Origin of the sequence: Vibrio nigripulchritudo ATCC 27043 (assembly GCF_000222685.1) — a bacterium.
Classification (GTDB): Bacteria; Pseudomonadota; Gammaproteobacteria; order Enterobacterales; family Vibrionaceae; genus Vibrio; species Vibrio nigripulchritudo.
Genome location: NZ_AFWJ01000224.1, coordinates 1 through 12267, shown reverse-complemented (window position 1 = coordinate 12267; position 12267 = coordinate 1). Strand labels below are relative to the sequence as shown.

10 protein-coding genes are annotated in these 12267 nt (G+C 46.0%); 3 read left to right on the top strand and 7 right to left on the bottom strand.

Annotated features, from left to right (window positions below; genetic code table 11):
• Nucleotides 1–175: 175 nt before the first annotated feature.
• Entirely contained in the window at nt 176–1180 is a 1005-nt protein-coding gene (locus RH89_RS16385; RefSeq protein WP_004404330.1) for a substrate-binding domain-containing protein, read from the bottom strand.
• A 174-nt stretch (nt 1181–1354) separates the two neighbouring features.
• A complete protein-coding gene (gene nhaD / locus RH89_RS16380) occupies nt 1355–2782 on the bottom strand; it encodes a sodium:proton antiporter NhaD (protein ID WP_004404329.1) in 1428 nt (475 codons plus the stop codon).
• A gap of 601 nt (nt 2783–3383) precedes the next feature.
• On the opposite strand from nhaD, the gene RH89_RS16375 reads away from it, so the two are divergent.
• A complete protein-coding gene (locus RH89_RS16375; RefSeq protein WP_004404328.1) occupies nt 3384–3965 on the top strand; it encodes a class I SAM-dependent DNA methyltransferase in 582 nt (193 codons plus the stop codon).
• A 92-nt stretch (nt 3966–4057) separates the two neighbouring features.
• Nucleotides 4058–4438, top strand: coding sequence for a hypothetical protein (locus RH89_RS30160; RefSeq protein WP_004404326.1), 381 nt, complete (start codon nt 4058–4060; stop codon nt 4436–4438).
• On the opposite strand, the gene RH89_RS16365 is transcribed toward RH89_RS30160, so the two are convergent.
• Complete coding sequence (locus RH89_RS16365) at nt 4435–5403, bottom strand: NAD-dependent epimerase/dehydratase family protein (RefSeq protein ID WP_004404325.1); 969 nt, start codon at nt 5401–5403, stop codon at nt 4435–4437. The genes RH89_RS30160 and RH89_RS16365 overlap by 4 nt on opposite strands.
• 98 nt (nt 5404–5501) lie before the next feature.
• Between RH89_RS16365 and RH89_RS16360 the strand changes: the two genes are divergently transcribed.
• Nucleotides 5502–6395: a LysR family transcriptional regulator gene (locus tag RH89_RS16360; RefSeq protein WP_004404324.1), complete on the top strand. Its 894-nt coding sequence runs from the start codon at nt 5502–5504 to the stop codon at nt 6393–6395.
• A 21-nt stretch (nt 6396–6416) separates the two neighbouring features.
• Here RH89_RS16360 and RH89_RS16355 read toward each other — a convergent pair whose 3' ends face one another.
• The 4 genes from RH89_RS16355 to RH89_RS16340 all read right to left on the bottom strand — a co-directional run bounded on the left by RH89_RS16355 (nt 6417) and on the right by RH89_RS16340 (nt 12011).
• Nucleotides 6417–8009: an ABC transporter ATP-binding protein gene (locus RH89_RS16355; protein WP_004404323.1), complete on the bottom strand. Its 1593-nt coding sequence runs from the start codon at nt 8007–8009 to the stop codon at nt 6417–6419.
• Between the two features lie 2 nt (nt 8010–8011).
• A complete protein-coding gene (locus tag RH89_RS16350) occupies nt 8012–9028 on the bottom strand; it encodes an ABC transporter permease (RefSeq protein WP_004404322.1) in 1017 nt (338 codons plus the stop codon).
• A gap of 2 nt (nt 9029–9030) precedes the next feature.
• Nucleotides 9031–10119 carry a microcin C ABC transporter permease YejB gene (locus tag RH89_RS16345; protein ID WP_004404321.1) on the bottom strand — a complete coding sequence of 363 codons (1089 nt, stop codon included), beginning with the start codon at nt 10117–10119 and terminating at the stop codon, nt 9031–9033.
• Between the two features lie 77 nt (nt 10120–10196).
• Nucleotides 10197–12011, bottom strand: a complete 1815-nt coding sequence (locus RH89_RS16340; RefSeq protein ID WP_004404320.1) for an extracellular solute-binding protein — start codon at nt 12009–12011, stop codon at nt 10197–10199.
• Between the last annotated feature and the right edge of the window lie 256 nt (nt 12012–12267).

The following is a 12267-nucleotide window of genomic DNA, read 5'->3' as shown; positions in this document are numbered from 1 at the left end:
TGTGCTCAGAGATTTGGCAATTTGTGGAATAAATGAGACGGGAAAAATTCTTAGGTACGAGCATGAGCTTCAGGCGATATAGAAACGACCTGATTATGAAATAACCCTGCTTTTTTAGGGTATTAGAGTTTGTTGATATTTCGAATAAAATTTAGCCAATACAGGTGAGCGAGCGCTAGTCTCGCACCTTATCAACGGAGTTTCGTCTGACCAGAGTGGGGGAAAGAACCACAGATTCACTGTCGATCTTCTCACCATCTGCCAACGCAAGTGAAAGCCTTGCCGCTTGCTCTGCCATCATTTGTATCGGATAACGTATCGTGGTGAGTTTTGGGGAAAGGTATTTTGCAATAGGACCGTCGTCGAAACCGATCATGGAAACATTCTCCGGCACATCCAGCCCGTTTTCTTCAAGGATGGACATTGCGCCTGCCGCCATGTAGTCGTTATACGCAAAGACAGCAGAAATAGGTAAAGACTGGGTAAGCAGGTGAGTCATGGCATCTTCACCGCCTTCACTGTCTGGATTTCGATGAACAATGTAGCGATCAGACAGTTCAATGTTGTGATCGCGCAGTGCCGCAAGATAACCCGAAACCCGTGCATCAACGTCTTCAATGTGGTGAGAAGAAGAGATACACGCGATGTTTTTGTGCCCATGCCGAATCAGGTATTCGGTGGCAAGATAAGCGCCTTTGTAATTATCCAAAGCAATGCATCGGTGAGCGATAGCGGGGATGTGACGATTGATCAGCACCATGCCTGGTACTTCCTTTGTGTAAGAAAGCAGTTCTTCGTCAGTCAACCCTTTGGCGTGAATAATCAAGCTTTCGCATCGGCTATTCACCAACAGCTCAATGGCTTCTCGTTCTTCATCCGCATTGTGATAACCGTTTCCGATTAGCAAATGCTTTCCGCGGGTATGGGCGACGTCGTCAACGGCTTTGATCAATGTGCCAAAAAAAGGGTCAGACACATCACTGACCAGAACGCCCATGGTGTTTGTCGACTGGCTAACCAACGCTCTGGCATTAGCATTAGGACGGTAGCCAAGTTGTGCCATAGCCTGACTGACAGACTCGATGGCTTTTTGACTGGCTTTCGGTGAGCGGTTGATAACTCTGGAAACGGTGGCGACGGATACACCAGCCGCTTTTGCGACGTCCTTGATTGTTGCCATTGATGGGATCCTGAAAAAAGTGACCCTTTACTGTAACCGTTAGTGAAAACAAAAGGCAAACTTCACGTATAGATCAATGATCCAGTGCACTAAGGTAATGAATTAAAGAAACAAAATGAATGGAAAGCGTTTACATTTTCAGCGGCTAAGTGGTTAGCCGCTGAAATCATAACTCTAAAACAAAGAACCGTTTATCATCATATGGATAGCAATACTGATGGCGTATCCAATACCAATAACAGGTGCCCATTTTAGATGCCCGAAGAAGGTGTATTTCCCATGAGCTGCCCCCATTAATGCCACGCCAGCCGCACTACCAATAGACAACAAGCTACCACCCACACCAGCGGTCAAAGTTACCAGTAGCCAGTTACCGAGTGACATATCTGGTTGCATTGTCAGCACCGCGAACATCACCGGAATGTTATCGACAATAGCGGAAAGTATTCCCACCATGACGTTAGCCCAAACCGGATTCCATTGGGTGTACATGATTTCTGAAACCAAGCCGAGATAGCCGATAAGGCTAAGACCGCCCACGCACATCACGACACCATAGAAGAAGAGCAGAGTATCCCACTCGGCGTGAGACACACGGCGGAATACATCAAACGGAACCACGGAGCCTAAGCGTTTTAGTGCTTCTTCATCGTGTGATGCCCGAGCTTTAGCTCGTTTCTTTGCCAGCGACATAGGAAGAGTCTTGCGCAGGAAGAAGCCGAAGAATTGCAGGTATGCCAGCCCCATCATCATGCCGATAACAGGAGGAAAGTGCAGGAAGCCATGAAATGCAACGGCGGTTGCTATGGTTAGCAAGAAAAGTACAACGATTCGCTTGGCACCACGCTTTAATTCGACCACCTCTTTCACCGCATCAGGTTGTTCTTTCGGAATAAAGAAAGACATGATGAGTGCAGGTGCTACGTAGTTAGCAACCGAAGGAACAAATAGGGTCAAAAACTGGCTGAAAGAAACCAGCCCTGCCTGCCAGACCATTAAGGTGGTAATGTCACCAAATGGGCTAAATGCACCGCCAGCATTAGCCGCAACCACAATGTTAATACAGGCTAGATTAATAAACCGGGTATTGTCCCCGCCAACTTTCATGACGACAGCGCACATCAAAAGGGCGGTTGTAAGGTTGTCGGCAATTGGAGAAATAAAGAAGGAGAGAATCCCAGTAATCCAGAACAGAGTACGCAGGTTGAACCCTTTATTTACCATCCATGCCTGTAAAGCATCAAATAGACGCCGTTCTTCCATGGCGTTGATGTACGTCATCGCCACCAACAGGAAGAGCAGCAATTGGGCATACTCCAATAAGTTATGCTCCAAGGCATGCTTAGCCACTTCTATTTCGCCATTGGCTTGAAACGCAAAACCAATCATTAGCCAGATAATACCGGCGGCCAGCAGCACAGGTTTGGACTTTCTGAGCTTTAAATATTCTTCCCCCATCACTAAGCAGTATGCGAGCCCAAAAATAATGAGCGAAGCGTACCCAACGGTGGAGGTGGTGTAACTTGTGGATGACTCAGCAGCTAAAACGGGAATAGAAAAGAAAGAAGAAAACACAATCAGCAGGCGTAAAAAAGCACTCATCACTTACTCGACTCCTTGAGGTTTAATTTATCCTAAAATATCGACTGCATCTTATGGCAGCTATACATCACTGGAGTGTTTAAATCAGGAATTGATTGACCGAGTTCCGGAAAGGGCTGAGAAAATTTGGTGACCTCTGACAATCGTTTACACATTCAAACAAAGTGATGTTGCGGGTATTTTATACAACTTAGACACGTATAAAAGTGATGTAGCTTGGGTATCCGGCTCCGCTTCCATGAAAATCAGAGTTTTATGTCCGCTTAACTTCGTTAAGGGATTTTTGATGGGCATAATTTCCATAGGTCGACAGGAGTTGTATTGGTTTTGGTAATGTGGATACTGATGAAATACTGAATAAAGTTTGGTGACAGTGCGCTGTTTTTAACCGAACTCAAAGCGGAGAAGTGAAATAATCTCAACAGGCAGTTGATACAATTTAGACTTAACGCCCGATTTTATGAACTTTTGTCGTGCTTTGTGTGTATCTACAGTCGCTTTGGTTTAGTCTATACGCGTTTTCGCCTGCGCTTATACCCAAGTATCTTGAATACGTTCAGGTTATTTGGGTATAAGTTTGAAATATTTGGGGGAAAACACCATGTCCAATGAATGGGATGAATACGCAGAAAACTGGGAGCAAGATGCTTCTACTGCGATTTATGCTCAGAAGGCTTTCGAAGAGCTCGAAAAGCTGGTGAGCCTTGAGGGACTTAAAGTCTTGGATTTTGGTTGTGGCACAGGGTTGTTGTCGCAGAAACTTTCACCGTTGGTTAAGGAAATTGTCGCGCTTGATTCGTCCGAGAAGATGATCGAGCAACTGGACGCAAAAGAATTGCCGAACGTCGAGCCCGTCGTAGATGAGCTCACGCGTGGTTTGGTCGCCTATCATCCTGCCTTCAGAGGTCAGTTTGATATTGTTGTTGCGTCTTCCGTATGTGGGCTCCTTGGCAACTTTGACGAAACCGCCAAGGTCATTCAATCGCTATTGAACGAAGGTGGTTTATTTGTTCATTGGGACTGGTTGGCTGAAAACGACAAAGAAGACCACGGGATAACCATTAAGCGAGCTAAGAAGACACTGGAAACTTCTGGTTTTAGCAGCGTGACAGTCGAGACACCATTTACAATTGAATCCCAAAAAGGCGATTTATCGGTTCTGATGGGTGTAGCTCAAAAGTAATTTGAGCCGATCCTAATATTCAGAGTAGGTGCTAAGAATCCGTTTGAAGAATCTGCTAAGCTGTCAGAGTTTATAACGTATAAAGAAGTGAAATGGGACACAGTATTTCGACTCAGACTCGACAGTATTACCGATTGAGATACCCAAAAACCGAGCGACCACGTATTAAAGCGTGGGGGCAGCAGTTCCCCGTGACAGAGATTTCTGAGAAAGGGCTTCGCCTACTGTTCTCGTCTGAAGTAAAAGTAGGGCGAGGAACAGAAGTGGAAGGAGTCGTTATTCTAAGTAGCGGCGAATCCGTCGAAATAAAAGGCGAAGTGCTTAGACTCGATGGTGCTGAGCTGGTGATAAAACTCGCAGAAGGTCCGAGCCTGAAACACATGACTGCTGAACAAATTCGGATTCGGAAAAAATATCCGGGCTTTTTCGACTCAATAAAAACGAAAAATGAATCAAACAGGCAAGCCGACTAGGCTTGCCTTTTTAGTTCGAGATCCGCTATCACTTCATCTAATGAACGCTGTAGTACTGTGCCTTCGAGTGCGTTCTGTAATTTCGTGTCATCAAGAGCCAGTGGCTTTTGCCATAAATACCTCATTTCGCGCACTGCTCTCATTTGGTATGAAAATAGCCCAATGATCGCCAGTGCCCACCATGGAAAGCGTTTGGTTTTCACCGGAAGTCCACGAATTTTCTGTAAGCTTCGCTCAATCTCTCTGAAAGTAATATTCAAGCCTGCATAGTGGTATGTCTCTAACCCTTGAGTCTCTTCTCGTTCAAGTAGCTTCGTGACGACATTGGCGAGATCGGGCAGGTAAGCCCAGGAGTGTGTTATGGAATCATCCGATGGTAACTGCAGAATGGTTTTATCTGCTTTCATTTCGACCAGGAAGTTAAACCAAGCACTCGGCGCATTTTGAGCAATAAAATCTCCAGCACGGATCAGAAGAGCGTTTCCACCAGCTAGGCAGAAATTTTTGATCTGGTTTTCCATCTCCACCCGCAGTGTCCCTTTGCTGGATACTGGGGAAAATGCTGTTTCTTCACAGATAGTGGGCGATCTTTCTGGGTCATAATTGTAAACATTGGCGGGAAAAACCAGCTTTAGCTGATGTTTTAAAGCGACTTCTAAAGATGTGTTAAGCCACTGTTTACAATACTTGCTCCAGAGATGATATTCGGGGTTCAGCCCATAAACCAGGACATCCTGTCCAATTGCAATCTTAGAGAGAAATTCAATATTGGTTGCGTCTCCTTCTACAATGTTGAATTGCATCAATTCAGAATCAAGCTTTGCTTTAGAACGTGTGATTCCGGTTACCTTCCAGCCCTCGTTTTTTAGCGCCAGCGCGACATATCGTCCAAAACCTCCGGTGATGCCGAGTACCAGAGCGCTTTTGCCATTCTCTGCATTTTGAAAATTTTTTGATTTGTCCATAATCCATTTCTACCTAAAGATGTTTGTCGGTTGAAAGTGATTATTGCTATAGTATTTTGAATTTAGAATGGATGTATTTCTATATCGGGTATTCATAAATGAATATTGATTGGCAGTGGATTCACCATTTTCTGGTGGTAGCGGAACAGGGCAGTTTATCTAAAGCGGCGGAGTTGCTTGGGCTTTCTCAACCTACGCTAACAAGGCAGGTGCAAAGGTTTGAAAAGGAACTGGGCTACGCGTTGTTCGAACGATCAACACAAGGTTTGAACCTGACGGAGAATGGGCATGCCTTGATCCAGTCGGCTCAGGGGATGTCAGATGCTGCGGATCACTTTCTTCGGTCTGCTCAGGGAAATAAAGAGGAACTTAAAGGAACGGTTCGCATTAGTGTCAATGAGCTGTTTGGCCACTTCTTATTACCACCAGCATTGGTGGCATTTCGTGAACATCATCCATCGATAGAGTTTGAAATTGTCATCTCGAACGAGGCATCTAACTTGTCAAAGCGAGACGCGGATATTGCCGTCAGGATGTTCAGGCACAAGCAACACGATCTGGTCTCTCGAGTTCTACCCTCTATCCCATTAGGTTTCTATGTCCATCAAAGTTACATTGAGAAACACGGCTTGCCAGATTCATTGCAGACTTTGAGCGAGCATCAGATCATTGGTTTTGATCGCTTCACTAGCTTTATTGACGAAGCTCGGCTCCATGGTTTTGAATTATCTCCAAGTGATTTCAGCTTTCGCAGTGACAGCCTGATGCAACATTGGCAGCTTCTAAATCAGGGTGGAGGGATTGCGGCAACCCACAAAGGATTGGCAGAAAAGAACCCCGACCTTGTTCAGGTGCTACCAGATATGCCCATTTCAGAGTTACCTTGCCACTTGATGGTTCATCAGGATATTCAAACCAACACCAAAGTGCGTACGTTGCTCAACTTCCTCGGAGACTGGTTTGAAAAACACGGTTATAAATACATTGACTAGACCAACAAATACGAACAAACCCTAAAGCTTCGATAAATTCACCAATTGGCGAGTGTATTCGTGCTCCGGTGCGTTGAACAGTTTGGCGGTATCACCTTGCTCTATCACTTCGCCCTGTTTGAGCACTAAAGTGTAGTGACAAAGCGATTTAACGACATTTAAATCGTGACTGATGAACAAATAGGTTAGCCCGTACTTTTCCTGAAGCGACTTGAGAAGATCCAGTACCTGCGCCTGAACGGTGCGATCAAGTGAAGAAGTGGGTTCATCAAGCAACACAAATTCAGGTTTCAGGATAATGGCTCGTGCAATCGCGATGCGCTGTCTTTGCCCGCCTGAAAACTCATTTGGATAGCGATGGCGAGTTTCCGGGTCTAGCCCGACTTCGCTCATGGCATTGCAAATTCGGCTATCGAGCTCGTTTTCAGGCAGATCTTCATGCACTTTTAGCCCTTCACCAATAATTTGAGCGACCGACATTCTGGGATTCAATGCAGAGAAGGGGTCTTGAAACACAACCTGAATGCGCTTTCTTAGCGGCAACATTTGTTGGCGTGAATAGCCGTTGATTTTTTCACCGTCAAAGAGAATGGTGCCTTCACTGTCGAGTAAGCGCAAAATAGCCATCCCGGTTGTGGACTTACCCGAGCCGCTCTCACCGACTAACCCGATGGTGTGCCCTTTCAATAGCTGAAAATTCACGTTGGTTACTGCTTTTACATGAGAAACCACACGTTTGAATATACCGCCTGTGATGGGGAACCAAACCTTTAGCTGCTTTGCCTTTATCAGCTCTTCTGATTCGGGATTCACTTCGACGGGTAAACCTTTTGGGTCGGACTCAATCAGCAGTTGGGTATAAGGGTGTTCGGGGTTGGCAAAGATGTCTTCACATCGACCCGTTTCAACCAGATTTCCGTGTTGCATGACCGCAACTTGATCCGCGATTTGTCGGACGATACTTAGGTCGTGAGTGATGAACAGCATAGCCATTCCCAGTTCTTCTTGAAGCGATTTCAGTAGATCAAGAATCTGCGCCTGAACGGACACATCCAGTGCCGTCGTTGGTTCGTCTGCAATCAATAGTTCCGGTTCATTAATCAGCGCAAGAGCAATCATGACGCGTTGCCTTTCTCCGCCGGAAAGCTCATGTGGATAGGCGTCGATTTTAATGTCTGGATTTCGGATCCCCACTTTGTTAAGCCATTGCAACGCGAGCTCTCTGGCTTGATTGGAGCGCATTCCTCGATGGACTTCCAATGTTTCGACTAGCTGCCTTCCAACCTTGTGCAATGGGTTTAGCGACACCATGGGTTCCTGAAAGATCATGCCAATTCGACCACCACGTACTCCTCTTAGGTGCCTTTCACTGCAAGTAAGGAGATCTTTATCATCAAACAGAATGCTGCCGGAAAGGTAATGCGCGCTGCCTTTAGGGAGCAACCTGAGTATGGCATTAGCGGTAACCGATTTGCCGGAACCACTTTCACCCACTAAAGCCAATGTTTCGCCTTTACGAATGGATAAGTTGACGGAATGAGTGACGACTTCGACGTCATTTTTTCGCCCAAACCCGACGGATAAATCACGAATTTTCAGAATCGTTTCAGTCATGATTACCTCTGTTGGTGGGGGTCGAAGGCATCACGTACCGCTTCACCAATAAATACCAGCAGGCTTAACATGATAGAGAGCACGACAAAGGCAGATATGCCAAGCCAGGGAGCTTGCAGGTTGGCTTTACCCTGAGCCAGCAGTTCTCCGAGTGAAGGGGAGCCGACTGGCAACCCGAACCCAAGAAAATCCAAAGATGTTAATGTGGTTACGGAACCAGACAATATGAACGGCATCATGGTTAACGTCGCCACCATGGCGTTGGGCAGCATATGTCTTAGCATGATCCGTCGATCGCTGACGCCCAAAGCGTGAGCGGCTTTTACATAGTCGAAGTTTCTGCCTCTGAGAAATTCAGCCCGGACAACACCGACTAACCCCATCCAGCTAAAAAGCACCATGATGCCGAGTAACCACCAAAAATTAGGCTCCACGAAGCTGGACAAGATGATCAGCAAAAACAACGTAGGCATGTTTGACCACACTTCAATGAAACGTTGACCAAACAAATCCAGACGCCCGCCGTAGTAGCCCTGAGAGGCGCCGACCACAACTCCAATCACGCTAGAAACAATGGTCAGGGCAAAACCAAACAACACCGAGATTCTAAAGCCATAAATAATGCGAGACAGCACATCTCGACCTTTGTCATCTGTGCCTAACAAATTTACATCGTCTGGTGGAGATGGGGCGGGGTGAGTGAGGTCGTAATTAATGGTGTCGTAATGAAAAGGAATCCAGGGCCATATCAGGTATCCTTTTTCTTCGATGAGCTCTTTGACATACGGGTCGGTGTAATCGGCTTCGGCTTCAAACTCGCCACCAAAATCGGTTTCCGCGTACTCGAAGGCGACAGGGTAGTACCATTGCCCGTCGAAGCTGACCAATAATGGCTTGTCGTTAGCAATGAGTTCTGCAAACAGACTCAATATAAACAAGAGGCTGAACAGCCAAAGCGACACCAGACCACGTTTGTTGGCTTTAAAGCGTTGCCAGCGAATTTCATAAAGTGGACTCATGATTACCTCGCTTCAAAGTCAATTCTTGGATCAACCCAAGTGTATGTAAGATCGGAGATAATACTGAGCAGTAAGCCAAGCAGCGTCATGATGTACAAAGTGCTGAACACCACCGGATAATCTCGCTGAATGGTCGATTCGAAACCAAGTAAACCGATGCCTTCCAAAGAAAACATCACTTCGATAAGCATGGAGCCAGTAAAGAAGATACTGATAAAAGCGCTAGGAAAGCCTGCAATAATGATGAGCATGGCATTTCTAAATACATGCTTGTAAAGAATGCTCTGCTCGTCCAATCCTTTGGCACGTGCCGTAACCACATACTGCTTATTGATCTCATCCAGAAACGAGTTTTTGGTCAGCATGCTCAGGGTTGCAAAGCCTCCAATGACCATAGCTAAAGTTGGTAAAGCCAGATGCCAGAAGTAATCGATAATCTGCTGATACCAGGTTAACTGATCAAAGTTTGAAGAGACCAAACCACGCAGCGGGAACCAACTGAAGTAGTTGCCACTGGCAAACAGGATGATCAAAAGAATGGCGAACAGAAAACCGGGAATTGCATATCCGACAATCACCACCGCACTACTCCAGATATCGAAGCGAGAGCCATGGTGGATGGCTTTTAAGATACCGAGTGGAATCGAGATTAAGTAGATGATGATGGTGCTCCACAGCCCCAGTGATATAGAGACGGGAAGGCGATCAATAATAAGGTCGATTACGTTGCCACCTTTAAATAAACTGTCGCCAAAGTTGAAGGTAGCGTAGTTAATGAGCATGTCGAAATAGCGCTCGTGAAGGGGCTTATCAAAACCAAACTGCTTTTTGATTTCCTCAACCACCTCTGGGTCCAGCCCGCGAGAGCCACGGTAGTTACTTCCCTGATCATCGGCAGGCAATGATTGCGCGACTTCTTGACCACCGCCGGTAAAGCGTTCCATGATCCCTGATTCCAGCCCTTGCATTTGTGCTAGTGCTTGCTCTACAGGTCCACCCGGTGCAATTTGAATAACAAAAAAGTTGATGGTGATGATTGCCCACAAAGTTGGGATCACCAACAAAAGTCTTCGAATAATATAGGCTGTCATAATCCATTACTACTTTGGTCTGCGTGCCAGCTTTGTGCTGGCACTATTTATAGTTCTAGGTCAGCAGACCCTGATTCTTAACGACGTTTTTCAGGCAGTTTTTGGGCTTTTTCCGTATCTATCCACCAGGTATCTGCACCTAAATCGTAGGTTGGACTTTTTTCCGGTCTTGCGAATTTATCCCAGGTGGCAATTCGGAACATGCCTGTGTGCCATGAAGGAATGGCGAGGAAGTTCCACTGCAACACGCGGTCAAGTGCTCGACCAAGGTAGATAAGTTTTTCTGGGTCGTCCTGACTGGCGGCGATTTGCTCTGTAAGTGAATCGATGCTGGCATCGACTAAACCGGGTCGGTTGTAGGTACTGTCCAGATAGCTACTGTGCCAAACTAATTGAACATTTGGGTTAGGGTAGTTACCCGAGGAGATTGAAGCGAAGACCATGTCGTAGTCTCTGTCACGATAGCGTTTGAGGTACTGAGTGGTATCAATGGTTCGAATTTTCATCTCTATTCCCATTTGCTTCATATTCTTCTGAATAGGGATAGCGATACGTTCGGTACTCGGGCTGTAAATCAAAAGCTCAAACGCCATAGGTTCACCCGTTTTGACGTTGGTCATGACTTTGTTCTTGAGTTCCCAGCCTGCACTTTTCAGTAATTTGAATGCGGTGCGCATCTGGCTACGAATTCGTCCACTGCCATCAGTTGCTGGAGGAGTATAAACTTCTGTGAATACACGCTCCGGCACTTTACCTTTGAAAGTGGAAAGGATTTTCAGCTCTTTCTCATCGGGTAAAGCTTTCGCCTGATATTCGGTATTCTGAAAGTAACTGCTGGTGCGAGAGTATTGGTTGTAGAACAGGTTTTTGTTCATCCACTCAAAGTCCATGGCATAAGTCAGAGCTTCACGAACACGAGCGTCTTGAAATACAGGGCTTTGAACATTGAAAATAAAGCCTTGCATGGCTTGCGGGATGGAATGGGTGATTTCTTCTTGCTTGATATAGCCTTTATCGAAGTTAATGCCGTTGTATGCTGTTGCCCAGTTTTTGGCAATGGATTCCCGACGAAAATCATATTCGCCTGCTTTGAAGGCTTCAAGCATCACTGTATCGTCACGATAATAGTCGTAGACGACCGTATCAAAGTTATTGCGTCCAACATTAACAGGCAGCGACTGAGCCCAGTAGTCTTTCACACGGCTATACGTAACACTCTGCCCAGACTTGTAGTCTGTTACTTTGTAAGGACCACTTCCAACTGGCGGCGTGGATAAAGGCTCTGAGAAATCTTTGTCTTTCCAGAAGTGCTCGGGCAGAACTGACGTACCACCGCCTAGCGAAAACAAGACTTCCTTGTTTCCATTGTTCAGCTCAATTCGAACCGTTTTATCGTTAAGTGCTTTAACAAATTTGACGTCTTTGTAGTAGGTGCGGTACTGAGGGACGCCTTTAGTCATGAAGGTTTGGAACGTGAATTCTACATCGTGGGCGGTGATCGGCGTGCCATCGTGAAACTTCGCATCAGGGCGAATGTCCACTTCCATCCAGTCATAGTCTTTGGTGTAGCGGGCTTTTTCTGCTATCAGAGCGTAGGAGGTATTGAGTTCATCTGTAGAGCTGTAAAACAGGGTATCGTATAACTCTCGGGTGTAAGCTGCTGGGTCCCCGCGTGAAGCAAAACGGTTGAAGTTGTCATAGGTGCCAATCACTCCATAAGTCACTTTTCCGCCTTTGGGGGCATCTGGGTTAACGAAGTCAAAGTGCTGGAAACCCGCGGGGTATTTAGCCTCTCCAAAACCAACCAATCTGTCGGTCTCGATAACTTCTGATGAAAAAGCCGCTCCCCAATGAAGAGCCAGACCTAATGCAACCGCTATTTTCTTTTGCATCCACATTCTCCCTGTCTAGATCCACCGATCTACGCTTAAAGTCTTTGTTTTGATTAAAAAACCGTCGTCCTGTATAGATTTTTAGCAGCTATGTGCTGATTTGAAAAGAGGATATGCCTTCTAATGTGACCTGTTTTTTCGTACAAAGTGCAATAAAAAACGCAGCGACTAAGCGCTGCGTTTGGTTTTATGCGTGTGTTGTTTCAGTGGGTTTCCGCCTTTGAAAGAGCGATAAAGCTTTGTTCTTTATCCACTT

Excerpts from the sequence above, each read along its gene's own strand:
- RH89_RS16340 (WP_004404320.1), bottom strand. The coding sequence starts at position 12,011 with ATGCAAAAGAAAATAGCGGTTGCATTAGGTCTGGCTCTTCATTGGGGA.
- RH89_RS16350 (WP_004404322.1), bottom strand. The coding sequence starts at position 9,028 with ATGAGTCCACTTTATGAAATTCGCTGGCAACGCTTTAAAGCCAACAAA.
- RH89_RS30160 (WP_004404326.1), top strand. The coding sequence starts at position 4,058 with ATGGGACACAGTATTTCGACTCAGACTCGACAGTATTACCGATTGAGA.
- RH89_RS16375 (WP_004404328.1), top strand. The coding sequence starts at position 3,384 with ATGTCCAATGAATGGGATGAATACGCAGAAAACTGGGAGCAAGATGCT.
- RH89_RS16365 (WP_004404325.1), bottom strand. The coding sequence starts at position 5,403 with ATGGACAAATCAAAAAATTTTCAAAATGCAGAGAATGGCAAAAGCGCT.
- RH89_RS16360 (WP_004404324.1), top strand. The coding sequence starts at position 5,502 with ATGAATATTGATTGGCAGTGGATTCACCATTTTCTGGTGGTAGCGGAA.
- RH89_RS16355 (WP_004404323.1), bottom strand. The coding sequence starts at position 8,009 with ATGACTGAAACGATTCTGAAAATTCGTGATTTATCCGTCGGGTTTGGG.
- RH89_RS16385 (WP_004404330.1), bottom strand. The coding sequence starts at position 1,180 with ATGGCAACAATCAAGGACGTCGCAAAAGCGGCTGGTGTATCCGTCGCC.
- RH89_RS16345 (WP_004404321.1), bottom strand. The coding sequence starts at position 10,119 with ATGACAGCCTATATTATTCGAAGACTTTTGTTGGTGATCCCAACTTTG.
- nhaD (WP_004404329.1), bottom strand. The coding sequence starts at position 2,782 with ATGAGTGCTTTTTTACGCCTGCTGATTGTGTTTTCTTCTTTCTTTTCT.